This window comes from Lacticaseibacillus hegangensis (assembly GCF_003946465.1).
In the GTDB taxonomy this organism is placed as follows: Bacteria; Bacillota; Bacilli; order Lactobacillales; family Lactobacillaceae; genus Lacticaseibacillus; species Lacticaseibacillus hegangensis.
In genome coordinates, this window is sequence record NZ_RHOL01000006.1 from 44,898 (window position 1) to 70,352 (window position 25,455).

At 58.3% G+C, this 25,455-nt stretch carries 23 protein-coding genes; 11 read left to right on the forward strand and 12 right to left on the reverse strand.

Annotation, left to right across the window (positions count from 1 at the left end; translation table 11 throughout):
* Positions 1-154 precede the first annotated feature (154 nt).
* The 4 genes from EKM86_RS02485 to EKM86_RS12550 all read left to right on the forward strand — a co-directional run bounded on the left by EKM86_RS02485 (position 155) and on the right by EKM86_RS12550 (position 5,400).
* Entirely contained in the window at positions 155-1,606 is a 1,452-nt protein-coding gene (locus EKM86_RS02485) for an NCS2 family permease (protein WP_125754938.1), read from the forward strand.
* Positions 1,607-1,775: 169 nt separating this feature from the next.
* Complete coding sequence (locus tag EKM86_RS02490) at positions 1,776-3,227, forward strand: NCS2 family permease (RefSeq protein ID WP_125754939.1); 1,452 nt, start codon at positions 1,776-1,778, stop codon at positions 3,225-3,227.
* A gap of 522 nt (positions 3,228-3,749) precedes the next feature.
* Entirely contained in the window at positions 3,750-5,012 is a 1,263-nt protein-coding gene (locus EKM86_RS02495; RefSeq protein WP_125754940.1) for a methionine gamma-lyase family protein, read from the forward strand.
* Positions 5,013-5,265: 253 nt separating this feature from the next.
* A complete protein-coding gene (locus EKM86_RS12550; RefSeq protein ID WP_263853471.1) occupies positions 5,266-5,400 on the forward strand; it encodes a hypothetical protein in 135 nt (44 codons plus the stop codon).
* Between the two features lie 192 nt (positions 5,401-5,592).
* Here the strand turns inward: EKM86_RS12550 and EKM86_RS02500 are convergent, their stop codons facing one another.
* A complete protein-coding gene (locus EKM86_RS02500) occupies positions 5,593-6,162 on the reverse strand; it encodes a GNAT family N-acetyltransferase (RefSeq protein WP_125754941.1) in 570 nt (189 codons plus the stop codon).
* Positions 6,163-6,171: 9 nt separating this feature from the next.
* Positions 6,172-6,495, reverse strand: coding sequence for a hypothetical protein (locus EKM86_RS02505; protein WP_125754942.1), 324 nt, complete (start codon positions 6,493-6,495; stop codon positions 6,172-6,174).
* A gap of 272 nt (positions 6,496-6,767) precedes the next feature.
* Between EKM86_RS02505 and EKM86_RS02510 the strand changes: the two genes are divergently transcribed.
* The gene (locus EKM86_RS02510; RefSeq protein ID WP_125754943.1) at positions 6,768-8,108 is read left to right on the forward strand and encodes a replication-associated recombination protein A; all 1,341 of its coding nucleotides are present in this window, start codon (positions 6,768-6,770) and stop codon (positions 8,106-8,108) included.
* A 40-nt stretch (positions 8,109-8,148) separates the two neighbouring features.
* The gene (locus tag EKM86_RS02515; protein WP_125754944.1) at positions 8,149-9,348 is read left to right on the forward strand and encodes an acetate/propionate family kinase; all 1,200 of its coding nucleotides are present in this window, start codon (positions 8,149-8,151) and stop codon (positions 9,346-9,348) included.
* A gap of 74 nt (positions 9,349-9,422) precedes the next feature.
* Here EKM86_RS02515 and EKM86_RS12315 read toward each other — a convergent pair whose 3' ends face one another.
* Positions 9,423-9,587 carry a hypothetical protein gene (locus EKM86_RS12315; RefSeq protein ID WP_164506139.1) on the reverse strand — a complete coding sequence of 55 codons (165 nt, stop codon included), beginning with the start codon at positions 9,585-9,587 and terminating at the stop codon, positions 9,423-9,425.
* 176 nt (positions 9,588-9,763) lie between these two features.
* Here EKM86_RS12315 and EKM86_RS02520 point away from each other — a divergent pair, with 176 nt between their 5' ends.
* From EKM86_RS02520 to EKM86_RS02530, 3 genes are all read left to right on the forward strand, one after another.
* The gene (locus EKM86_RS02520) at positions 9,764-12,124 is read left to right on the forward strand and encodes a phosphoketolase family protein (RefSeq protein ID WP_125754945.1); all 2,361 of its coding nucleotides are present in this window, start codon (positions 9,764-9,766) and stop codon (positions 12,122-12,124) included.
* Positions 12,125-12,210: 86 nt separating this feature from the next.
* A complete protein-coding gene (locus EKM86_RS02525; protein WP_125754946.1) occupies positions 12,211-13,347 on the forward strand; it encodes a baeRF6 domain-containing protein in 1,137 nt (378 codons plus the stop codon).
* A gap of 117 nt (positions 13,348-13,464) precedes the next feature.
* Entirely contained in the window at positions 13,465-14,220 is a 756-nt protein-coding gene (locus tag EKM86_RS02530; RefSeq protein ID WP_125754947.1) for a flavodoxin family protein, read from the forward strand.
* 42 nt (positions 14,221-14,262) lie between these two features.
* Here the strand turns inward: EKM86_RS02530 and EKM86_RS02535 are convergent, their stop codons facing one another.
* The 9 genes from EKM86_RS02535 to EKM86_RS02575 form a co-directional block, all read right to left on the reverse strand.
* Positions 14,263-15,039, reverse strand: coding sequence for a gamma-glutamyl-gamma-aminobutyrate hydrolase family protein (locus EKM86_RS02535; protein ID WP_125754948.1), 777 nt, complete (start codon positions 15,037-15,039; stop codon positions 14,263-14,265).
* Positions 15,040-15,043: 4 nt separating this feature from the next.
* Positions 15,044-15,805 (reverse strand): gamma-glutamyl-gamma-aminobutyrate hydrolase family protein, encoded by a 762-nt coding sequence (locus EKM86_RS02540; RefSeq protein WP_125754949.1) that lies wholly within the window; start codon positions 15,803-15,805, stop codon positions 15,044-15,046.
* Between the two features lie 260 nt (positions 15,806-16,065).
* Positions 16,066-17,136: a DUF4767 domain-containing protein gene (locus EKM86_RS02545; protein ID WP_125754950.1), complete on the reverse strand. Its 1,071-nt coding sequence runs from the start codon at positions 17,134-17,136 to the stop codon at positions 16,066-16,068.
* A 103-nt stretch (positions 17,137-17,239) separates the two neighbouring features.
* Entirely contained in the window at positions 17,240-18,304 is a 1,065-nt protein-coding gene (locus EKM86_RS02550) for a DUF4767 domain-containing protein (protein ID WP_125754951.1), read from the reverse strand.
* A gap of 105 nt (positions 18,305-18,409) precedes the next feature.
* Complete coding sequence (locus tag EKM86_RS02555; RefSeq protein WP_125754952.1) at positions 18,410-18,604, reverse strand: hypothetical protein; 195 nt, start codon at positions 18,602-18,604, stop codon at positions 18,410-18,412.
* A gap of 6 nt (positions 18,605-18,610) precedes the next feature.
* Positions 18,611-18,832 carry a hypothetical protein gene (locus EKM86_RS02560; protein WP_125754953.1) on the reverse strand — a complete coding sequence of 74 codons (222 nt, stop codon included), beginning with the start codon at positions 18,830-18,832 and terminating at the stop codon, positions 18,611-18,613.
* 122 nt (positions 18,833-18,954) lie between these two features.
* On the reverse strand, positions 18,955-20,331 hold the full coding sequence (locus EKM86_RS02565; RefSeq protein ID WP_125754954.1) for a PTS sugar transporter subunit IIC: 1,377 nt from the start codon (positions 20,329-20,331) through the stop codon (positions 18,955-18,957).
* A gap of 336 nt (positions 20,332-20,667) precedes the next feature.
* Positions 20,668-21,405, reverse strand: a complete 738-nt coding sequence (locus EKM86_RS02570) for a MurR/RpiR family transcriptional regulator (RefSeq protein ID WP_125754955.1) — start codon at positions 21,403-21,405, stop codon at positions 20,668-20,670.
* 57 nt (positions 21,406-21,462) lie between these two features.
* Positions 21,463-23,277, reverse strand: coding sequence for an FAD/NAD(P)-binding protein (locus EKM86_RS02575; protein ID WP_125754956.1), 1,815 nt, complete (start codon positions 23,275-23,277; stop codon positions 21,463-21,465).
* A gap of 147 nt (positions 23,278-23,424) precedes the next feature.
* Here EKM86_RS02575 and EKM86_RS02580 point away from each other — a divergent pair, with 147 nt between their 5' ends.
* Positions 23,425-24,777, forward strand: a complete 1,353-nt coding sequence (locus EKM86_RS02580; protein WP_125754957.1) for an FAD-dependent oxidoreductase — start codon at positions 23,425-23,427, stop codon at positions 24,775-24,777.
* Positions 24,778-24,794: 17 nt separating this feature from the next.
* Entirely contained in the window at positions 24,795-25,418 is a 624-nt protein-coding gene (locus EKM86_RS02585) for an LVIS_2131 family protein (protein WP_125754958.1), read from the forward strand.
* Positions 25,419-25,455 lie beyond the last annotated feature (37 nt).

The window sequence follows — 25,455 nt, forward strand, 5'->3', positions numbered from 1 at the left end:
GATTGTCCCAAGGAAAAATCCCCCAATATTTGTTATTAACCGGATAATATATGAACAATGATTTAAAAAACACCTAGTAATGTTTGCCTTTAGACTTGAAATCCAAATTTTCTCGCGGTATGCTTTACCCATAAAAGCGAACGAGGAGAGAAAAATGGAGAACTTCTTTAAGCTAAAGCAGAACAATACACGTGTTTCTACCGAAATCATGGCGGGTTTAACGACATTCTTTGCGATGTCGTACATTCTTTTCGTTAACCCGCAGGTCCTGTCGCAAACCGGGATGCCGTACCAAGCGGTGTTCCTGGCCACCATCATCGCCAGTGCGGTGGGGACACTGTTCATGGGGCTGTTCGCCAATGTGCCTTACGCCTTGGCGCCAGGGATGGGGCTGAACGCCTTCTTCACCTACACCGTCGTCTTCGCCCTGGGCTACACCTGGCAGCAGGCGCTCGCGCTAGTTTTCATCTGCGGCCTGATCAACATCACCATTACCGTGACGAAGGTCCGCAAGATGATCATCATGGCGATCCCAGAAGTCATGCAGCACGCGATCGGCGGGGGAATCGGGGTCTTCATCGCCTACATCGGCCTGAAGAACGCCGGCTTCCTGCAATTCACCTCTGATTCCTCTAACATCCTGTCCATCAACAACGCCGCTTACAGCGCCACCAAGACGATCAAGGGCGTCACCGGCGTGGTTTCAGGCGGCGGCATTGTGCCGGCGCTGGTCAACTTCACCAGCTCAGGTGCCGGCCTGGCCCTCATCGGCCTGGTCCTGATGACTATCCTGGTCGTCAAAAAAGTGCCGGGCGCGGTCCTGATCGGCATCATCGTCACCACCCTGATCGGCATTCCGCTGGGCGTGACTGACCTGTCGTTCTCGTCGGCCAACAGCCTCGGCAGCTCCTTCAGCGCCCTGGGCACCACGTTCGGCGCGGCGTTTTCCAGCAAGGGGATGGGCAGCCTGTTCACCAGCGCCAAGCAGATCCTGCTGACGCTGATGACGATTTTCGCCTTCAGCTTCTCTGATACCTTCGACACGCTGGGAACCTTCATTGGCACCGGCCGCCGCACGGGTATTTTCTCTGACAAAGACATCGATGAAATGGAACACGGCTCGGGCTTCGCGTCCAAAATGGACAAGGCGCTGTTCGCCGATTCCATCGCCACGTCGATCGGCGCCATCTTCGGCACGTCCAACACCACGACCTACGTGGAAAGCGCCGCTGGTATCGGCGCTGGTGGTCGCACCGGTCTGACCTCCGTGGTCACCGCGCTGTGCTTCCTGCTTTCGGCGGTGTTCGCGCCGCTGATCTCGGTCGTGCCGACGCAGGCCGTTGCGCCAGCGCTGATCCTGGTTGGGGTCATGATGGTCTCCAGCTTTAAGGAGATTGACTGGTCCGACCTGGCCGAGGCCGTGCCGGCGTTCATGGCGTCGATCGTCATGGGCCTGATTTACAACATCTCCTACGGCATCGCGGCCGGCTTCATCTTCTACTGCCTGATCAAGCTGATTCAGGGCAAGGCCAAGGAGATCCATCCGATCCTCGGCATTGTCACCATCGGGTTCATCCTGAACTTCGTGGTGCTCGCGGTCCTTTAACTGAATGAACACTCTCAAAGACGGCGGTCGGGCAAAAGCCTGACCGTCGTCTTTTTTGCTAAACCCGAACATTAAATACGTTTTCATGAAAAACAGCCCATTTTCTGGTTGAATTTCATGAAAAAAACGCATATTGTGAAAGACATTAAATCATTCGAGGGAGCGAATCATGGGACACTTTTTTCAGCTGAAGGAAAACGGCACCACTGTCCGTACGGAAATCTTGGCAGGGCTGACAACGTTCTTCGCAATGTCGTACATCCTGTTCGTCGCGCCGGCCACGCTGTCGCTGACGGGGATGCCGAGTCAGGCGGTCTTTCTGGCCACGATCGTCGCCAGCGTTGCCGGAACCCTGGTCATGGGACTCTTCGCCAATGTGCCTTATGCGCTGGCCCCGGGCCTGGGGCTGCAGGCGTTCTTCACCTACACCGTCGTTGCCGGGCTGGGCTTCACCTGGCAAGAGGCGCTTGCGCTGGTGTTCCTGTGTGGGGTGATCAACATTTTGATCACCGTGACCAAGATTCGCAAGCTCATCATCACCGCGATCCCGACGGTGCTGCAGCACGCGATCGGCGGTGGCATCGGCATTTTCGTCGCTTACATCGGGCTGAAAAATGCGGGTTTTCTGCAGTTTACCAGCAGCGCTAGCGGTTTGCTCAGTGTCAACGGTAAGGCCGCAAGCGGCAGCTTTACCCACGGTGTGTCCAGCGTCGTCACCGGCGGCAGCGGCATCACACCGGCGCTCGTCAACTTCACCCAGCCCGGGGCCATCGTTGCGCTGATCGGACTTTTGCTGATGGCGGTGCTCGTCGTGAAAAAGGTGCCAGGCGCGGTGCTGATCGGCATTGTCGCCACTACCTTGATCGGGATTCCATTCGGCGTCACGAACCTGCACCTGGCCGCCGGCAACTCGCTGGGCGAGGCGATCAGCCAGCTGGGGACGACGTTCGGGGCGGCGTTTTCCAGCAAAGGGTTCGGCAGCCTGTTCACGGACACGCACCACATTCTGCTGTCAGTGATGACGATTTTCTCGTTCAGCTTCTCCGATATTTTTGACACGCTGGGCACCTTCATCGGCACCGGCCGCCGCACCGGCATCTTCTCCGATGAGGACATGGCCAACATGAACCGAGGCTCGGGGTTCTCATCCAAAATGGACCGCGCGCTGTTCTCCGACGCGATTGCCACAGGGGTCGGCTCGATTTTCGGCACCTCGAACGTCACCGTGTTTGTTGAAAGTGCCGCTGGCATCGGGGCCGGCGGACGCACAGGGCTGACAGCTGTGGTCGTAGCGGCCTGCTTTGCGCTGAGCTCGCTGCTTTCGCCGATTATCGCGGTTGTGCCGAGTGAAGCCGTGGCGCCGGCCTTGATTCTGGTCGGGGTCATGATGATGTCCAGCTTCAAGGAGATCGACTGGTCCAACCTGGCAGAGGCCGTGCCAGCGTTCATGGCGTCGATCGTGATGGCGCTGGTTTACAACATTTCTTACGGCATCGCGGCCGGGTTCATTTTCTACTGCCTGATCAAGCTGATCACCGGTAAGGCCAAGGATGTGCATCCGGTGCTGTGGGTGGTCACGGCCGGCTTCATCCTCGATTTCGTCTTCATGGCGATTCTTTAAACCGCCAAGAAAAAGGGACGAAAGGGCCACATTGCGGGCACAAAATCTTCACCCGGCCCCGGTAATCTTATAAGCGTAGAAGCAAGTTGCTTCTCACTCCAGACTCTTCTTTCACTCCTCCCAAGTGATGTGCGTGACGCGTCCCCTAGCGTGATCACGTTCCCCAAGTACTGCCGCCGGCCCCCCAACCGGCGGCTTTTTTTAAGGTGCACAGGACTGGCGGTTTTAGCCCGACAGCTAGCCTAGCTGAGGGCATTGGCGCTGAGCTTTGGCGCCGAGGCCCTCAGCGTTGATCAGCCTGTTTCGCGAGCGAGCTACAGGCTGACATGCGTAGCTGCTAGATGCTCGGGCGTTGCCAGTTCGGAGCCCGATTATTGCCCCCACCTTCCAGACTTTCCGTGCACCGCGCCGCTTCCTCTCGTATACTGGAAGAGGTGATCACATGACACAGTTTGAAAATGGCGGCGCCCCGCCAAGTGCAGGGGCTGGCTGGTAATTTTTGCAAGACACAAGGAGAAGCAAATGAGTTGGAAAGATGATTTTGATCCAGAACTGATTCAAAAAGTGGCCGAGGTCGACCAAGAAATTGCGCCGCGGCTTGCGGCAATCGACGACCAGATCTTGGAAAACCAGGCGAAGGTCCTGAAGGCGTTCCGCGACAACCACGTTGCGTCCAGTGACCTGGCGGGCTCGACCGGCTACGGCCAAAATGACGAAGGCCGCGACAAGCTCGAAGCCATTTACGCCCAGGTGCTTGGCGGCGAAGACGCGCTGGTGCGGCCGCAGTTTGTATCCGGCACGCATGCCATTGGCGTCGGCCTGTTGGGCCTGGTGCGCCCTGGTGATGAGATCCTTTACATCACCGGTGAGCCTTACGACACGCTGCAGGAAGTGCTGGGCATGGCCGGCAACGCGATCGGCAGTCCCAAGGAATACGGGATCAAGGCTGATTACGTGCCGCTGCCCGATAGCGGCGACGTGGACCTCGAGGCGGTGAAGGCGCGCCTGAACCAGGACCACCCCAAGGTTGTCGCGATTCAGCGCTCGTGTGGCTATGCGACCCGCGATTCCTTCACGATCGCGAAAATCGCCGAAATGATCAAGGCGGTGCGGAGCGTAATGCCTGACGTCTGGATTTTTGTCGACAACGCGTACGGCGAATTTTCCGAGACGCGGGAGCCACTGGACGTCGGCGCTGACATCATGGCCGGCTCGCTGTTCAAAAATGGTGGCGGCGGCATGCTCAAAACCGGCGGCTACATCGTCGGGCGTAAGGACCTGGTTGAGCGGGTGTCGTACCGCTTCACCGTGCCGGGTCTCGGCGGGGCAGAAGGCGCAACGTTCGGCGTTTTGGACGAAATGCTGCAGGGCTTCTTCCAGGCCCCATCCGTCACCGGCAATGCCATCAAAGGGGCGATTTTTGAAGCCGCGCTGTTGGCCAAAATGGGCCTGACCGTCAACCCGGCCTGGGACGCGCCGCGCACCGATTTGATTCAAACGGTCAACTTCGGCAATCCCGACGACATGATCCGCTTCACGAAGGCGATTCAGCACAATTCGCCGATTGATTCCTTCGTGACCCCAATTCCCGAAGCCACCGCAGGCTACGAAGACAAGGTCATCATGGCCGACGGGTCGTTTGTCGACGGCTCGACCATTGAATTTTCCGCCGATGGCCCGCTGCGCCCGCCATACACCCTGTACATGCAGGGCGGCCTGACTTATGCCCACGCCAAATTGGGCATTATCGGCGCCGTGCAGGACGTATTTTATAACAAAAACTAATAACTAAAAAAGTCACCGGCCTTCAGCTATTTGCCTGAAGACCGGTGACTTTTGCGTTCTGAGTGAGAGCATGGTGATGGGTTTCCATCAATATGATGAGGACGTATACAGACGACTAGGCAGTTAAGCCTTTAACCGATATAATAACAAAAGCAGAAGCGTTTAGAGCGGTGGTATCTCGCATTCGAAAGAAGGTGAGGCTTATGAGCTTAAGGTTCATAACCTTGATTTCTATTAGAGAGGAGGTACGAGTTTGCTTTTGATCGACGTCATGACGTGGATCATTACTTTCATCGGCAAGCTGATATCATTGATCCAAGTGATCACGATGTTAGTTATCGCCTGGCGATTGTTGATGGAAGAATTCGGCCGCGGCCGAAAAAAATAGCAAACTAAAGGCCGCGTGAACTCTGGTTAGGAATCGCGGCCTTCAGTTGCGTTCAGTTACCACCGTTCAACGAACGATTCTGCGGGGGACGTCTTGCAGGGCGTCCCTTTTTGCTGCCTTTATTATATCATGGCTGATTCTAAAGCGGAAGCGGCAACCGACTAAGGGCGTTAACGCAGTCGGGTCCGATATTTAAAAATGAAACGCCGGCTCGTCAGCGACCTGCCCGCGGGTCAGCGTGAGCTTCAGCAGTGGAACCTTTTCGCCGTTCGGCATGGTCCGCGTGTGGTGAGCGGGCGCACTGGCGAACCCGAAGCCGGCCAGCAGGTCGACCGCTGACTCGGCGGTTTCGGGTAACACCGTGTAGAGCTTCTTCAGCCCAAGCTCGAAAAAGGCGAACCCGGCCACGCGGGGAATGATTTCCTGCATGACTTCCGGCGCGGCTTCAGGCAGCTGCTCAAAGCGCATCTGCGCTTCAGTCATGCCTTGGTCAAAACGCCACAGGCAAATGCTGCCGAGGAACTCGTTGGTTTCGCGGTCGCCGATGCCGTAAAGCAGGGCTTGATCGCTCATGACCAAGCGCATCGTGTGATTGACGTAGCGGGCGGTGTCCTCAACGGACTGGTCGCGCTCACGGCCGGACAGCGCCGCCTGGGTCTTATCGGCCCGCAGCCGGGCGACGTCTTTTAACTTAAACAATGTCAGCCAGTCCAGCTGGTAGTGGACTGACAGCAGTGGGTGATACTTTTCAAACTTGGCCATGCCGTCTCCTTAATGAATACCTTGACCGTTCGCGTCTGCGATCGGTTCGTTGAAATTCTGCTCATAGTACTCCTTTGTGATCACCTTATACTTGCCGTTGGCGAAGCGGGCGATCAGGTTGCCGGGCACCGCGATCTGGGCCTCGGTTTGCGGCAGGTGCAACTCGACGCTGGGCACCTTGGTCAGCGCGACATAACGGGCGTCATCACCGAAAAAGGCCTCAATGTCGGCGCGCGTTAGATCCGGCCGCACCAGCATGAAGTAGGTCATCTTGGCCGTTGAAAAAGCGGTGAACTCACCGCTAGGAAAAGTTTGGTCATTGGCATCGGCCATTTTGGTCACTCCTTTGTAAAGGCTGCGAAGGGCTCGCCGTATTAGCCTGATGACAAGCCTAGCTCTGTGCGGTGCTCGCTGGCGAGCGCCGTGCAGGGCGTTGATCAGCCTGTTAGAGCATCGCGAGGTACAGGGTGACATGCGAAGCAGCTAGGCATTCAGGCGTTGCGAGCCCGAAGCGCGACTAGGCAGACATTCACCTTTCGCATCTTGCTTTCAAGTGTAGCATACCAGATTGCAATGGTATGATGAAGCTGAAAGAAGGTGGCACGATGCCGTCTCTATTTGATCAAAATCCGGCGCAGACGCAGCCGCTGGCCAGCCGCATGCGGCCGACGACCCTTGCTGAGTTCGCCGGCCAAAAGCATCTCATCGGCAAAGATAAGGTGCTCGCCAAGCTGATCGAAAATGACGAAATTCCCTCGATGATTTTCTGGGGTCCGCCCGGTGTCGGCAAAACGACCCTGGCGCAGATCATTGCCCGCCAAACCAAGGCCCAGTTCGTGACATTTTCCGCGGTTACGGCCGGCATTAAGGAAATCAAGCAGGTGATGGAAGAGGCCGAGCAGAACCGCTCGCTCGGCCAGAAGACCATCGTGTTTGTCGATGAAATTCACCGTTTCAACAAGGCGCAGCAGGACGCCTTTTTGCCGTACGTTGAGCGCGGGTCGATCACGCTGATCGGCGCAACCACCGAGAACCCGTCGTTTGAGGTCAACGCCGCGCTGCTGTCGCGCACCCGGGTGTTCGTGCTCAAGCAGCTGACCCAAGATGACATCATCGAGCTGCTGAACCGGGCGTTGAAGGATCCGCGCGGCTATGGCCTGGAGCAGGTGAAAATTGCGCCGGAGCTGCTGGGGATGATCGCCGATTTTGCTAACGGAGATGCGCGCATCGCGCTCAATACTCTGGAAATGGCCGTCACCAACGCCGAAACCGACTCGGGCAAGGGCATCACAGTGACCAAGGCCGCCGTGTCACAGTTGCTGACGAAAAAAGCTCTGCTTTACGACAAAAATGGCGAGGAACACTACAATCTGATTTCGGCGCTGCACAAGTCGATGCGCAACTCCGATGTCGACGCGGCCGTTTACTGGCTGGCACGCATGCTGGAAGCCGGCGAGGATCCGCTGTACATTGCGCGGCGCCTGGTGCGGTTTGCCTCTGAGGACATCGGCATGGCGGACTCGCGGGCGCTGGAGATCTGCACCAGCGTCTTTCAGGCGTGCCAGTTCATCGGGATGCCGGAGTGCTCTGTCCACCTGACCCACGCCGTCGTTTACCTGAGCCTGGCGCCGAAGAGCAACGCCTTGTACACCGCATACGAAGCGGCGAAAAAGGACGCGACGGAAACGCTGGCGGAGCCGGTGCCGCTGCAAATCAGAAACGGCGTCACCGACCTGATGCAGGACCTCGGCTACGGCAAGAACTACCAGTACGCGCACGACAACCCGGATAAGTTGACCACGATGCAGACAATGCCGGATAATTTAAAGGGTAAACAGTATTACCACCCGACTGAGCAAGGCAGCGAGGCCAGGGTGAAGGCGCGCCTGGCCCAGATCAAGGAATGGCACCGCCAGCACGACCCCGAGCAGAAACCGGAGAAATAGGCTACAATGTAAACGCACACAATAGATAGGAGCTGAGAACATGGTCAAAATACTCGCAGTCAACGCAGGCAGTTCAACGTTGAAGTGGAAATTGTTTGAGATGCCGACAGAGCAAATGCTGGCCGATGGGTTGATCGATCGCCTTGGCCAGGCGGAGTCCAGCGTCAAAATCAAGTATGGCGACCAGGTTTACCGCTCCGGGCACGCGATTCGCAACTACCACGAGGCCGTGGCCGACGTCATGACCGAGCTCAAGGACCTCGGCCTGGTCGAACACCTGCACGAAATCGTCGGCGTCGGGCACCGCGTCGTTGCCGGCGGTGAGGAGTTCAGCGAATCTGTCGTGATCGACCCGCAGGTGCTGCAGGACATTCGCGACCTGAAGGACTACGCACCGCTGCACAACCCGGTCGAGGCCGAATACATCGACGTTTTTTGCAAAATGATGCCATGGGCGACGCAGGTGGCGGTGTTTGACACCGCGTTTCACCAGACGATGCCGGCGGAAAATTTTCTCTACAGCATTCCGCACCAGTATTACGAAAAGTACGGCGCCCGCAAGTACGGGGCCCACGGCACCAGCGTGCGCTACGTCTCGCAGCGCGCCGCCGAGTTCCTGGGCCGGCCGCTGGATCAGTTGAAAATGGTGGTGATGCACCTGGGTTCAGGCTCCAGCGTCACCGCCGTGCAAAATGGTCAGTCCGTCGACACCTCGATGGGCTTCACCCCGGTGGCCGGCGTCACCATGGGCACACGCAGCGGCGACATCGATCCGTCGCTGCTGCAGTACCTGATGCGCAAGCTGAAGATCACCAATTTTGACGACATCATCACGATGCTGAATCAGCGCTCCGGCCTGCTTGGTATTTCCGAGCTGTCCGCGGACCAGCGCGACCTCGAGGCCATCGAGGATGAGGATCCCTTGGCGAAGCTCGCGCTGGACATCTACGCCAACCGCGTCGCCAAGTACGTTGGCAGTTACGCGGCACTGATGAACGGCGTCGACGTGCTGGTCTTCACCGCCGGCGTCGGCGAAAATGCCGGCGACATGCGCGCGCGCATCATGGCGCACCTGCAGTTTCTTGGCGCAACCATTGACGCCGAGAAAAATCAGGTGCGGGGCAAGGAAGCCAATGTCTCCGCAGCGGACGCCACCGTGCAGACGCTGGTCATCCCAACCAATGAAGAGCTGATGATCGTGCGCGACGTGCAGGACCGGCTGCCCCAAGGCCAAGCATAAAAAAACAGATCAGGCGTCGTTCGACACGTTTGTTGACGAACGATGGCTGATCTGTTTTTATTTTGCAGTTAAGCTTAAAACCTTAACCGGCCGTGCGGCTGCTGGCGGTCGACGGCCACAGCGACGCCCATCAAGACCAAGACGGCGATGGCCGGCAGAATTTCCCCAATCGTGATCAGCGCAATCAGCGCCAGGACTGCAATCGCAATGATGACCCCATCAAACCATGGTGTTTTCATTTTTAAGCCCCCTAATGAAAAGCCTCTTCCTATGCTCAGTTTATCACCTTTTTCTGGGGCGGGAACGGGTTTTTAAGCGCGGCAAGCAGGTGAGTCAAATCATTCGGCGCAACCTGCAATCAGGCGTACAATCTGGTTGATTGATCACGACCACATTAAGAAAGCAGGGGAGTTTGATGACCACGACTTACGATTCACCAGCTTATTTTGACCTCATGACCCGCTACTGGCAGGCGGCTAACTACTTGTCAGTCGGGCAGCTGTACCTGCGCGCTAACCCGCTGCTCAAGCGCCCACTGCAAGCCAGCGACGTGAAGTTCAACCCGCTCGGCCACTGGGGTACGATTGCCGGGCAGAATTTTATCTACACGCACCTCAACCGCCTGATTCAAAAATACGACCTCAACATGTTTTACATTGAAGGACCAGGGCACGGGGGGCAGGTGATGCTGTCGAACGCCTACCTGGACGGTACGTACACTGAAACGTACCCCAACATCACCCAGGACGAGGCGGGGATGCAGGTGCTGTTCAAACAGTTTTCCTTCCCGGGCGGTGCGGCGAGTCACGCCAACGCGCAGATTCCTGGCTCCATTCACGAAGGCGGCGAGCTCGGTTATTCGCTGAGCCACGCGACCGGGGCGATTCTCGACAATCCCGACGTGATCGCAGCCACGGTGATCGGCGACGGCGAAAGCGAGACAGGGCCGCTGGCGGCGTCCTGGTTTTCCAACACGTTCATCAACCCGATCACGGACGGTGCGGTGCTGCCCATCGTCGACATGAACGGCTACAAGATCTCCAACCCGACGATCCTGGCGCGCAAGTCCGATGACGACCTGCGCCAGTACTACGCGGGGATGGGCTGGGAGCCATACTTTGTCGAAGGTGACGACGCCAAAACACTCAATCCGCTCATGGCAAAGACCCTGGACACGATGATCGAAAAAATCCGAAAGATTCAGCGCCAGGCTCGCGCCACTGGCGATGCCGGCATGCCGCACTGGCCGGTGTTGATCCTGCGCACGCCAAAAGGCTGGACCGGCCCGAAAGAATGGGACGGCAACAAGATCGAAGGGTCGTTCCGCGCCCACCAGATCCCGCTTCCCGTGTCCCGCGACCACATGGCGCATGCCGATGCCTTGGTCAAGTGGCTCAAATCGTACCACCCCGAGGACCTGTTCGATGAACATGGCACGCTGAAGCCCGAGCTGCAGGCGCTGACGCCAAAGGGCAACAAGCGCATGGCGGCCAACCCAATCACCAATGTTGGCGGCAAGGTGCCGCTGGTGCTGCCGGATTATCGCCAGTACGCGCTGCCGATTGGCAAGCGCGGCCAAGACGTGCGCCAGGACATGGTGATTTGGTCCGATTACCTGCGCGATTTGATCAAACTGAACCCGCACAACTTCCGGGTGTTTGGGCCGGACGAGACAATGTCCAACCGGCTGTTTGGCATTTTTGACGCGAGCGGCCGCCAGTGGGAGGAGCAGATCACCCACAGCGGCTACGACGAGGATATGGCGACTGCCGGGCGGATCATTGACTCGCAGCTGTCCGAGCACCAGGCGGAAGGTTTTCTGGAAGGCTACACGCTGACCGGGCGTCACGGCATTTTTACGTCTTACGAGGCGTTCTTGCGGGTGGTGGACTCGATGCTGACGCAGTACTTCAAGTGGCTGCGCGAGGCCGCCGAGCAGCCGTGGCACCGGCCGTACCCGTCCCTGAACGTCGTGTCGACGTCGACCTCGTTCCAGCAGGACCATAACGGCTACACGCACATGGATCCCGGCGTCTTGACCCACTTGGCTGAGAAAAAGGGCCAGTACATTCGCGAGTACCTGCCGGCGGACGCCAACTCGCTCCTGGCGATTTCGCCGGCGGTTTTCAGCAGCGAAAACACGGTCAACCTGCTGATCACCTCCAAGCAGCCGCGGCCGCAATTTTACTCGATCGAAGAGGCGACGGTGCTGGCGCGCGAGGGCCTGAAGCGCATCGACTGGGCGTCCAACGACGATGGCGTCGCGCCGGCCATCGTGATCGCGGCTGCCGGCACCGAGCCGAACCTGGAGAGCCTGGCCGCCATCGAACTGCTGCATCAGCATTTTCCTAGCCTCAAGATGCGTTTCATCAACGTGGTCGACCTGTTGAAACTGAAGAAAGACGATCCGCGGGCGCTGGATGATGAGACATTTGACGCTTACTTCACGCCAGACAAGCCGGTGCTGTTTGCCTTCCACGGCTATGAGGACCTGATCCGCGCGATTTTCTTTGATCGCCACAATCACCACCTGATCGCGCACGGTTTTCGCGAGGAAGGCGCGATCACGACGCCGTTTGACATGCGAGTGATCAACCAGCTCGACCGGTTCCACCTGGCCAAGGACGTGGTCTTACACCTGCCGCAGCGGCTTGAAGCCAGCGACGACTTTATCCAGCTGATGGATGACACGCTGCAGCACCATTACGATTACATTCGCGAAACCGGCGAGGACCTGCCTGAAGTCCGCGATTGGGTCTGGCAGCCGATCAAATAAGGTAAGTGGTGCTGATTGAAAAACCGGCGCGCACCTTGGTAAGGTTAAACTGAAGCCCAAACAGGGCCACGAAAAGGAGGACTAATATGGCAACAGACACGCAACTCTCCTTGCAAGACTTTTTAAGCAGCAGCACTAAGGGCCCGTTCGTTTCCTTGTACCTGCCGCTTGAGGCGGACCGCACGGTGGAGGCGACTCGCCTGACGCTGCGGCACCTGGCCGCGCACGCCAAGGACGTGATGGCGCAGACGCACCCCGGGACCGATTTTGCCCCGTATGAGGCGACGCTCAAGGCGGCCGCCGGCGACCAGCCGCTGATTTCAATTGTCGGCCAAGGCGCGGCGCTGCTCAGCAACGGCCAGCAGGCCATCGCGGTTGGCCTTGAGTACGCGGTGAGCCCCACGGCGATGACCACGGACCGGCCGCAGCTTTTGCCGCTGGTGCTGGATGCGCAGCGGCAGTTCGACTTTGATCTGCTGCTCTTGCAGCGCGATAAAGTCGCGTTGGCCCTGAACCGCGGTGATGTGCTGACCATGGTCGACCTGCCTGACGATGCGCCGGTCACGCTTCTTGGCACGCTGGGCACGGAAAAGCGCGGCGGGTCGGTGAACACGGTTGCGCAGGGCCCGGGGCAGGCGAGCTACCACGGCCACGCCGACCGCGCCAGCGAAGAGGAAATCGACCGCCGCCGTTACTACCAGGCAGTGGATACCTACCTCCTCGACCATTACTCCAACCCTAACCAGCGCCGCCTGATCCTGTTCGGTCTGCCGGAAAACATTGCCGCCTTCCGCGAGATCAGCCGCAATCCGCACCTCAGCGGGTCGATGCAAGTCGAGCTGAATCCCGGCAACATGAGCCTGGGCGACATCGACTTGGCGCTGGACGACCTGCGCCAGGACTACGCTGACCGCCACGCAGACGAGACGCTGGCGCTGCTGGAAACGGCTCGCGGCAGCGGCAAGTACGTCGAGGACCTCGGCGGCATCATCGAAGCACTGCAGCAGCGCTCGGTCGACACCCTGGTACTGCGGCAAGGCGCGCGGATTCGCGGCGTGCTGGAAGATGGCCGTCTGGAAACAGATGGCCCCGCGGCCGAGCACAACAACCTGCTGAACGATTTGGCGGCGATGACCCTGGCGCAAGGCGGCAAGGTGCAAGTCGTGCCGGACAACTTGCTGCGCCTGCGCGTGGCGGCGGTGCGCCGCTACCGCGAAGCCTAAATCATAACGACGCCCAGGACCCACGGCTTGCCGCGAGCGTTGGGCGTTTTTGCTTGCCCCAAAATTTAATTGCAAGATTGGAATCATTCTCGTACAGTGGAACTGAGGTGAAATGAAATGAAAATCGTGGGGTTATACGGCGGGCAGGATCCTGATGGGCTGACCGCCCAGTACCTGAAGGCGGTGCTGGCTGGGGCCAGCGGGGCGCAAACCGAGTTCGTGGACCTGAATCAGTACGTCATCCGGCCAGATTTGCCGGGCCAAGAAAATCCCGTCTTGGATGAGCTGGAAAGCAAACTTGCCGCCGCCGATGTCTGGGTGCTGGGCAGCCCGACGTACTTTGGCACCGTGGCGGGTCAGTTCAAGCAATTTTTTGACTGCTTCCGTCACCGGATGGTGCGCATGACGCATGACGCCGACACGCTGCCAGGCAAGTACAAGGACAAGCACTACGTCAGCGTCTCGAGCTGTTTTGCCAGCGGTTTGGACAACACCTTCACGCATCAAACCGACGCGACGTTCACGATGATCGATAAGGCGATGAGTGCGGCCGGCATTCACAAGGTTGCGGAGCTGGTCCTGCCCGGGACGTGGGGGATGACCGCTGTGCCGGCCAAGAAGGTGGCGCAGGCCAAGGCTGTTGGGGCCAAGCTGACCGCCAAGAAGCGAAAGGATGATGAAACCTTGAAACGCTACATTTTGCTTTTCGGCATGATTGCTGTGATGGCGCTGGCCACCATGGGCATTCAGCAGCTGCTGCCCTGGACCACCAGCGGCTTTTGGCTGCGGTACGCCAGCTTCGTGATCATTTTCTTCGTGCTGCTTGCCTGCATCCTGCATTACATGACCTTCGTGCGGCACCACCGCCGATAATCTGAAGCACGCAAAAACGCCGCGATTGCGGCGTTTTTCAGTTTAGCGGGCGGTTCCCGCCGCTAAGGTCATTGCGCTCTGGCGGTGGGCCTTGGCGCGGGCGATGAAGTCTGAGTAAATGGCGAGCTGCGCCGGCGCGTCCTGCCACAGGTTTTCCGGGTGCCACTGAATGCCGAGAATCAGGTCGTTCTCTTCGCTTTCAAATGCCTCGATGGTGCCGTCGTAGGCCTTGGCGGCGAGGCGCAGGCCCGCGCCCAGCGTGCGGCTGGCCTGATGGTGACGCGAGTTGACATAGGCGGTATCGCCGAGCAGCTTGGCCAGGCGGGTCTGGGGCACGATCGCCACGTGGTGGGTCGGATACTCGCCGGAGGTCGCCTGCAGGTGGCGCAGGGCGTCGGTTTTCTCCGTTTCCAGGTCCTGATACAGGGTGCCGCCGAACGCGACATTTAAAATGTGGCTGCCGCGGCACAGGCCAAACATCGGCTTGCCGGCCGCGTATGTCGCCTTGATCAGCGCAAGTTCAAACGCATCCAGCAGGGGATTGGCTGCCTGCAGCTGGGGCCGCGGCTGCTCGCCGTAGCGGGTCGGATCAACGTCGGGGCCACCGGGTAGGATCAGGCCGTCGAACAGCGGCAGGTAGGCCTGGATCACCTCGGGAATCAGGCGCGCATTGGTCGGGTACGGGATGGTGATCGGCAGCCCGCCGGCTTCCAAGATTGTGTCCTTGAACATGGTGGGCGAAATATCAACGGTGTTCGGGCTGGTGTGGACGCTGTCATCGGCGATCACATCGGCCACTAAAGCAATCACTGGGCGCATGAGGTCACTTCCTTTGATGAGTTTTTGAAAAGGCGCCGGCGCGGGCCACCAGGTCGGTGAATAAGCGGCCCTGAGCCGGCTGACTGGCGGACAGGTTTTCCGGGTGCCACTGGACGCCGAGCAGCTGGTCGCCGGTTTGCGACTCGATGCCTTCGATCACGCCGTCCGGGGCCTGGGCGGATACTTTCAGGCTCGCGCCGACGTGGTGGACGGCCTGGTGGTGCCGCGAGTTAACATACCCAGTCGGACCGAGCAGGTCTGCCAGCCGGGACCCTTCCGCCATCCGCACGTGGTGGGTCGGATATTGACCCGGTGCGGCTTGGGCGTGCCTGAGGTGGGCCTGCGGGTCGTCGGTGCCGAGGTCCTGGTACAAGTCGCCGCCGCAAGCCACGTTCAGCAGCTGCATGCCGCGGCAAATCGCAAACACCGGGAGACCCTTCTGAATCGCCGCCTGGGTCAGCGCCAGCTCGAAGCGGTCCTCAGGTAAGATCACGCTGCCGAGTTTCAGCTCCGGCTCCTGCCCGTACAGCGTGGGATCAAGGTCGGGCCCACCGGGTAAAAAGAGCCCACTAATTGCCGCCACATCGGCTTTAACCAGCGCGTCGATCTGGTCCGCTTTGGCGGGAAACGGCAAGATCAACGGCACTCCGCCAGCATCGATGACGGCCTCTTTGATGGCCTGCGGCACGATGCTGGCGCTTTGGGTGTTGATGTAGGGACTGACACCGGCCAGCTGGTCAGTGGGAATGCCAATATACGGTTGCATGCGCTCGCCTCCTGATTTAAGCGTAGCGAATTGCAGCGGGGTTTTGCCAGCGGGAACACTTTTCGGAATCGTGTCAGGATGCCTGGTTGCTTTGTATTTACGGAGAGGCAGAAAGAACTACTGGACATTTTGTACCGGGTGGGACATTTTGCGGTTTATGGACAGATAAAAAGATTTCTACATGACAAAAACCGAGCCTAGGCAGAAGTTGGCTTAGTCTCGGTTCGCTTTGGGCTGATAATGAACGATTTGGCGAGTAGTCACTGAACATGCTGGTCGGGAAAGACTTTGTCCTGGTACTTTGCAGCAAGTGCTGGCGTGAGATAGTAATTGGCATAGTGGGTGTACGAATCAGCTTCTTCTAGCACCGGGATAGTCTGCCCATCAAGTACTCGCGGCGTAATCTTGTAGAGCGTAGAGACTTTTTGATACCAATTCCGGATACCGAGGGTCTTATCTGACGCCGAATAGTTTCCAACATCCCAGTTTTCTTTTTTGGGATCGATGGTGACTGGTGCCGAGTTTGACTTCTCGATATCTGCCTCGTTTTCCGCATTGTATGGGAAAATCTGGAACTCGATTCCTGCCTCGGTCGTGGTGTTGGCCGTAAAAGCAACGGTTGAAAGCTTATGACTGCCGTCCTGCGTGTACCAAGTGTGCTGAAACTCTGCAGGAACGATGGCTTGTTGCTTTGGTGTTGCCGCCTGCGAGCCTTTGTTCTGATCAGTGGTCGCGGTCTTGGAGGAAGAGGTCGCGGTGGTCTGGCTCGCAAGCATCGCTTTCTTGCCTGCGACAATATTCTGGAAGCCCTGGGTGACTGCTTGGTTAGTCGTGTCCGTTGTCTTGATGATCTGACCATCCGGGGCATACTGGCTGATCAGCACGCGCGTTTTGCGTTGGGCCGTCAGCGTGAACAAAAACAGGACGGTGTCTTGGTCATCCACGTAAACGGCGACGACGTTTTCCTGCGTCTTGCTGGCGTGACCTTTCTTCGGCAGCCACGTGACCGGAGTCTTCTTACCATCGATCGTGATTGGCTGCTTAGTCTTGTAGACCTTAGTCAAATCGAGTCCTTGCCACTTCACGTGATCATTGAGGTCAGCCTGGGTAAACTGCTGACTCTTGGTGGGACCGAAGTCCTTCATGAACGCCGCCAGCTTGTCGGCTTTGGTTTGGTTCCAAGAAAGTGTCGCGCCCGTGTTCCGCTTGCTGCTGGATGCGGCCACTTTAACATGCGAACTGTTACTGTTCGCCTTTTTAGGCTGCTGATTGCCGCATGCAGCAAGTGCAAGCCCCAAGCTGAGCAAAATTGTTGTCCGCCAAAATTTCATTTATCTTACCTCCAAAAAAATCCCCAATAAGGCGCGCGGTAATAATCTGAAAACTGAATTTCTTCACCAGAGAGTACGCTGGCAATCCGACTCTTGATTAATGTTAGTTGGCCGTATGCTCATCTGGGTAAATGGTGGCCCCATACTGATTTGCGAGCGCCTGTGTCGGATAGTAATTACGATCCACCCACATGCCGCCACCAGAAGCGGTTTCGAGTACAGGCACGGTCTTGCCACCTAGATTGCGGTTGGTGACCGCGTAGAAGCCCCCGGCGCCGGCACTTTGGTACCAACCTCTGACGTTGACCCATGACTTACCGTCTTGGCTAAACCGATACGCTGCACCCCATTCTTCTTTGGCCGGATCCATCTTTGTCGAATCGCCGTTTAAGGCCGCCGTGTCATTCGCAGTGCGCTCCTGAATATCATAAACAGGTTGATTACCGTATTCTGGGTCCTGAATTGAGTTGCCTGTAATTGTCATCTGCCCGTTCTGGCTGTACCAAGTGCCCTGAAAGGACTGGTCAAAGACCACGGCATGAGCGGGCTGACTGGCAGCATTGCTGCTTGACGCTGCAATCTGAGAACTGCTGGTGTCGTTTGCTTTGGCTGGCAGGGTTGCAGGCTTGCCGGCAACGATTGCGGCGAAGGCCTTTTTCAACTCGCCGTTAGCCGTCTCGGTAGTGCTTAGAACCTGTTTCTTGGGCGCGGCCTGACTGACCAGCACCCGCGGCACGCGATTTTCCGTCAGCGTGAAGAGATACAAGATCCCCGCATGATCATCTGCGTAAATCGCGACCACGTTGAGTTTGGTCCGGCTCCCGCGAGACGCTTTAGGCAGCCAGTTAACCGTGGTTTGGTGGCCGTCAATTGTGATGGGCGTCTTTTTTTGCATCACCTTGCTGAGATCCAGGCCCCGCCATTTCGTGGCGGTCTTCGCGCCGACCTTAGAATAATTCTGCTGCATCAGTGGGCCAAAACCCTTCATATACGTCTCTAGCGACTTCGCCTTATCCGCATTCCAGTCCAGCTTGCTAACCGCGCTAGGCTTATGCGCCACCGCACTACTGCTCGCGGTGTTATTTTTCGTTGGCTTGGGCTGCTGACTGCGACAACCGGCCAGAGTGAGCCCCACGCTCACAGCGACCACGATTCCCCATGATTTCATTTTCTCTTCGCCTCCTAGATCAAGCTTCCCACGGGAAAATAAATAAATCAATCAAAAAAGCGGCCCCGCACATATCATGTGCGAGGCCGCAATTGGCACAACAAGTTACTTACTATCGCTGGATGACTTGGTGCGCCGGCGACGGTGTGTTATCAGCACGAACCCAAGCACCACCAAAGCGATACCGAGCGTCAGGAGCCCGGGGTCCAGGTTCTGGGTCCCGGGGCCTTGCGGGCTGATCATGATGACGTAAAACCCGATGGCCAGTGATAACATACCGGAACTGTAATGTCCCTTCATCGCTAGTTAGGCGACGCCGACGGTGAACAGGATCGCGGAAGCCCAGCTTTGCTTCTTGATCTCTGCTTTGGCGGTTTTGGCCGCCGCATCCAAGTCGGTGGCAGTGGTGCTGAATGTGGCACGCATGCCTTGCTTGCTATTCAGCTTGAAGGTGACGCCATCTTCATTGTAAGCTTCCAAAACGGCGATCATCTTATCCAGATACAGTGCAGAACTAACAACAACCATGTTATCTGACTCCTTTATGTTCGATTTAATAGGGAAACTGCCGCAGAAGAAACCGGTTGCGGCAGTCACTAGTGTTAATAATAAGCCACTGGTTGGGTAAAGACAACCAGTGGCTCATACGGTTAAGCGGCTGTGCCGTCGTCAGGCGCGTCCGTTTGAACACGGCTGGATGCCATAACAAATGGTACCCAGATGAAGAACGCAATGACCATGTTGACGAGGGCCAGAACCGCGGCTCGCCAGTCGAACCCGGTTGCCATCAAGGCGTTCAGGATCGGTGGGGTAATCCAAGGAACCGCGATCTTGACTGGGCCAACCCAGCCAGCAGCAGTGACGAAGTAAGCAATGGCTGTGTTCAGAACTGGTGCCACGATGAACGGGATGAAGTAGATCGCGTTCAAAACGATTGGCAGCCCGAACATGACTGGTTCGTTAATGTTGAAGAGGCCAGGGGCAAAAGCAAGTTTTGCGACGGCTTTTTCATCAGCACGCTTCGAGAACAGCAGGATGGCGAGCAGCAGGACGATGGTACCACCTGAACCGCCGAACCAAACGTAGGCATCGAAGGAACCACGAACCCACTTGTAAGGAAGCGGATCATGGTTGGCGAAGGCCTGGATGTTCGCGATCTGGGAAGTGCCCCAGATGGATTCCAGAATTGGTGCCATGACGTTCGGGCCATGAATCCCGAAGAACCAGAAGACCTGAACCAGCAGGGCAACCAGGATAACCATGCCAGCACCTTGGCCGGCGTGAAGCAGTGGCGCCTGGATGGTGGCAGACAGCCAGTCACCGAAGGCCTGGCCAGTCAAAGTCTGGAACAGGTAAGTGATGATGGCGATGACATACAGTGCCGCGATCCCTGGAATCAGGGTCGTGAAGGCTTTGGAAACAGCCGGCGGCACGGTGTCAGGCATTTTGATGGAGATGTCTTTCTTCATCAACCAGATGTAAACGACGGTGGCAATCGCGCCGAAGATCATGGCCGTGAACAGGCTTGAAGAGCCCAGGTTCGCGGTGCCAAAGGCGTTCGGTACGGACAGGCTGCCATTGGCGTAAGAGCCGCCGGCAGTGGTGATGACTTTAACTGCAGACTTGCTCAGCTTGCCGGTGAGGGCCAGGCTGGCGCTGCTGTTGATGCCCATGAAGAAGGCGGAAAGTGAAATCAAGGTTCCGGCGACCCCGTCGACCTGGTACGCTTCAGCGAGGTGATAGCCCCACATGGCGGAGAAGAAGACGGCGAAGATGGTCAAAGAACCAACGGACACGGTGTTGTCGATCATGATGATCGGCTGCACGGCATTGACGAAACTTGTCCAACCCCACTGTGCAGGGTAGGTGGAAAGCAGCGCGTTCAGCAGGGTTGCAAGAGAGCCGGCCATGGTGATCGGCAGCGTGGCGATAAATGAATCACGCAGCGCGACCAGCCAAGGAATCGACCCGATCTTAGCAGCCACTGGGACGACGTACTTTTCCAGCAGGTTCATAATGGCTTGCATAGAAAATTCCTCCCAAAAAATGTTTACCCCCGTGCAGGGGCTTGGCACTGGCATACGGAATGTGAACAATTGATGCTGACTTGGCCAGCGCCGGTAGTGCCCTTGCGCGAAAACGGTTCCGGATAGCGTTCTCATTTTATTTGGTCTGACACGTCTGCCAGACTGATGAGCCCGCAATGCGGAAAGCAGCGACGGAAAAAATCCGCCGAGTGGTTAACCACATTTTTAGTGTAACCGTTTGCACCACAGAAAGAAAGAATTTGACCCCACTAAAAAACAAATAACCAAAATAAAACAAGCTGAGGGTTTCAGCTTGCTTTTTGGTGGGTCAATTTGTTAGCGGGGCTGCTCCAGCCGGTGGGCGATGAGCTCCAGCAGGTAGATGATCGGCACCTGCGTGGTCAGGTTCAAGGCGCCGCGCGTCAGTTCCGGCAGGTAATACGTGATGACCAGGTCGGCGAGGTGGGCCAGCGTGGAGTCGGCGTGATCGGTCATCGCGATCACGTAAACGCCGGTTTGTTGGGCGCGGGTGGCCATGTCGATCACTGGTTGCGATTCGCCGGAAACCGACAGCGCGACCATCACGGTGTTTTGCAGCACCGCGGTTTGCGCCGGGAAGGGGTAGTCAGGATCGGTCAGGGCCAGCGAAAAGGTCCCGCTGTTTGACCAAAAGCGCGCGCCGTACTCGGCCAAGGCTGCGCCGGTGCCGATGCCGCAAAGCAGGACCAGCGGCGCTTCTTCAAGGTGGGCGACGGCCTGGTCGACCAGCTTGCTGAATTCCGGCGTCGTCACGGTCTCAAAGAACTCGGCCAAGGGTGCGGACATGTCTTGGTCCGATAAGGGGGCAGACTCGGCCACCGCCGCGCGGCTGCGCTTTAAGGCGTAACGCAGCTCGGAGTAGCCTTCGTAGCCCATTTTGTTGGCAAAGCGCAGGACCGTGGTGGTGCTGACATGCGCGTTTTCCGCCAGCTCGCGGATCGTCATGTGCTCCACTTCGGCCTGGTGCTGGTTAATATAAGTGTAAACCGACGACTCCAATCCGTTCAACGTGCGCAACTTGGCATACGGAAACAAGGCTGACCCTCCTTTGATGATGGCTCAATTCTACCATATCAAAACGGGCCCCGCGGCTTACTTCAGCAGCTGGCGTGCGATCCGGTTGGCCAGGCGCAAGTTGACGTCATTTACGTAAGGGCGCGGGCTGGCAGTGGTCAGCCAGTTGACGCCTTCCGTCGGCACGCCCCAGAAAAACAGCTTGCCTTGAGGCCGGTGGCGGCTGTCCAGCAGCTGCGCGGTGTCGCGGTCGACCAAGACGGCCCCAGACTGAAAGCGGCGGTCGCCGGCCAGCTGGAGTTCGCGCAGCGTCGCCATGTCATCGTGGCGCAACTGGGTGAGCAGGGGGTCTTTGGCAGTCGGCGCGTTGGCGGCGGGGACGCGCGCCTCGATCAGTGCCGTACCTGGGGCCTTGAAAGTAGGGTCGGTTTTCGTCCCGGCGATGAAGTAGCACCCCTGGGTGGTGATGGTCATCTGACGCGGCAAAAAAGTGATGACCCCGGCGCGGCTGAGCGCCAGCAGCTGCTTGATCCGCAGCGCCGGCGGGCCGATCGACAGGAAGTCGTTGGTCCCATTGAACCACCGCAGGAAAAAGTCCAGGTACTCGTCGTCGCTGAACAGACCGCGCGCGACCACCTGGCGCACAGCGTCGCGCAGGTCGCGGAGCACCTCCAGCCCGGCGGCAGTGGGATCGGTTTTGCTGCCGCGCTCGGCGCCCTTGGCATCTGCCGCGAGGTAATTTTGAATGGCAGATTGCAGCTCGCCCGCGGGGACGGTGGTCAATTTGTCCCAGTCGAGCCGCTCGGCGGCTGGCAGGTGCAGCGCGCGCACGGCGGCTTCGGGCTGCTGCAGGTAGGCGGATTGAAACGCGGCCAGGTCGAGATGAGGGTGGCGCTGGGCCAGCAGCAGCGAGTAGTACACGAAGCCGACCTCGCGCTGCAGACCCTGCCAGAAGGTGTCGCCGGCCAGCGGGCCTGCCTTTTCCCATGCCGCTAGCTGCGGCCCTGTCAAGAAGCGCGCGGGCCACAGTTCACCCGGGGCCTTTTCGTTGGCCGCTTTGGCGTGATAGGGCAGGCCGCGGCGCGAACCGGCCAAAAGGTGGGGCTCTTTGCCGCTGGCATGGTAGGTCAAGCCGCCTGAGGCCTCCGCCGTGAAGGTGCCGCCGCGGCCCTCGGTGAGCCGACTGACAAAGTCGAAGAAGCTCAGCCCCAGGCCGCGCAGGATCACGACGTCTTGGTGGGTCACGGTGCTCAGGTCCCCCTCGGCCGGAAAGCCCGGCGGCAGGTAGAAGCGATTTTGCGCCTGGGCGAAACACTGCAAGGCGGCCTGCTCGCGAGTCAGCGTGTTTTCGATGGTGCCAAGCGCCATGACGACGCCGTCAAAATTTTCGCTGGCCGCCTCGGTCATCACGGCGTACGGCGGCCCAGGTTTAACGGCCATCACGGTGGCCTGACGAAACGCGATGGTCATATTCTGAGGCTTGCGCTTTTGCATCTGCCTGTAGAACCAGCTCTGGTAATAGCCGTACAGCGCGCGCGGCGGGTAGTCGTTGGGCCCCAGTGTCGCCGCGGCTTGCTGCATGGCTGAAGCGTTCGGCCCGCCGGCTTGACCAATGTACGCCGCGGCGTCCTGTTTGGCCCACTGGGCCAGGTCGGGGCCGGGCATGACGGGCCCCGGGTCTTCAACGGTGCGATCGTAAAACAGCGTGATGTGCTGGGCGGCGGTGTTCATGATCAGATGCGGGTCTTGGTCCCGCCGCCAGACGCGGCCACCGATGGGGAACGGGTCGTACAAGGTGACGGTCAAGGGCGTTTCGGCAGCTTGCTGCCAGGCCCTCAGGCGCTCAAGGACCAGCAGGCCGCGCGGGCCGGCGCCAATCAGTGCGATTTCCATACGTTTCACCTCCGATTGTGGCGTAACAGGTGGTTTGGTTTAATTGTAGCGTGAATCTTACAAAAACTGATAGTGTGCCGCCTTTTGCTTTCCATACAATCGTGTAATAATGGTAGTAATGAATTTGAGCGAGGAGGAAAGTCCGCCATGAAGATTGCCATTGTCGGTTGCACGCATGCCGGGACGGCCGCGGTCACGCAGATTGCGGCGGCCCACCCGGAGGCTACGGTCGATGTTTATGAACGCCGCGACGACATTTCATTTCTTTCCTGCGGGATCGCGCTGTACCTGGAAGGCACTGTGACGGACCCGAAGACCTTGTTTTACGCCAGCAAGGAGAGTCTGGAAGCGTTAGGCCCGAACATTCATGTTCACTTGCGGCACGATGTCCTGCGTGTCGACAGCAAGCACCACAGCCTCGCGATTCAAAACATGGCCACGCGCGAAAAGTTCTCCGCGACCTATGATAAGCTGATCGTGTCCACCGGCAGTTACCCGGTGATTCCGCCGATTCAAGGCGTCAGTGTGCCGCGGGTCTTGATGTGCAAGAACTACGATGACGCGCTGGCCATTAAGCAAACCGCTGAAGGAGCCGACAAAATTGCCATCATCGGCGGCGGTTACATCGGCGTTGAACTGGCCGAAGCGTACAGCCGCACGGGCCACGACATTTTGTTCATCAATGGGGTGCACCATCTGCTGAGTCATTATGTCGACACGCCGCTGGCTGAAGAGGTTGAAGCCGAGCTTTTGGCGCACGGCGTCGATTCTCACCTGCAAGAGATTGCCTTGAAGTTTGACAGCGATGACCAGCACGTCTTTATTACCACCGACAAGGGTGAATGGCAGGCGGACTTAGCGGTTGTCTGCGTCGGGTTTCAGCCGATGACGGAGCTGGTGGATGGGCAGGTCAATCTGAACGCCGACGGGTCGATCCACGTCAACGACTATATGCAGACCTCATCGCCTGACATTTACGCGGCGGGGGACACCGTGGCGGTTCATTTTAATCCGACTCATAAGGACGCCTATGCGCCGCTGGCCACCAACGCGGTGCGCCAGGGCAAACTCGCTGGCATCAATGTGTTCGGCAACCACACGCGCTACATGGGCACGCAGGCGACCTCGGCGCTGCGGCTTTACGACAAAACGCTGGCCTGCACCGGGATGACCCTGAGCCGCGCAAAAAAGGCCGGCTTTGACGCGGCGGCCGCGGACCTAGTGGATAATTATCGGCCTGAGTTCATGCCGACGACCGCGCGCGTGTCTCTGCGCCTGGTGTACGACCGCAGTAATCGCCGCATCCTGGGCGGCCAGCTGTTTTCACAGTACGACGTTGCGCAGTCGGCTAACCTGCTGTCAGTGATGATTCAAAACCGCAACACGATCGATGACTTGGCCTACGTGGATATGCTGTTCAATCCTTGGTATGACCGGCCGTGGAACTACCTGAACCTGCTCGGCCAACAGGCGGTCGCACAGGCAGACGCGCAGCACTAACGCTTGGAGGAAAGACTATGTGGAATTGGCTTGGTGTCATCGCCTGGGTGCTGCTGGCAGCGTACCTTGGCTTCATCATCTGGAACATCCGCTCCCGCCACCTGAAGATGGTGGTGACCGGTAAAAAGCCGGGTCCGACCTGGCTGGTCGACCTCGTTGAAGTGGTCATCCTAGTAGCGGCCGCCTACTTCATGGTGTGGGTCTCTTGGCTGCGGCCGATCGATTACGCCGACAGCCGTGTCGTCAGCGTGCGCTACGCCTACCACCCGCTGATTTTGCAAACCGGCGCCACGCGGTCTTACTACGTGACGGTGGCGTCCGGCAACGGCAAGCAGCCGGTGCGTTACTACACCTACTGGACGGCCGGCGCTAAGAACCAGACCAACAGCCGTGACGCCGATATTTCACTGGGCAGCGACCCGTTGACCATGAAGGCCAGCATGTACCCGTGGGACCACAAGAAGCTGATCGCGCTGGATGGCACCACGGAAAAAGCCTATGTGGCGACCATGACCGCGCATTTCAAGCCGACAGTCCTCAACGGCTTGGGCATGCACGTTGGCCACGTCGCCGAGCGCTTTGACCTGATCCGCATTCCTAACGACACGCTGATGAAGATTGTGCCGAAACAAACTGATTAAAGACAAACGAGCCGCTCATCCGATAGGGGATGGGCGG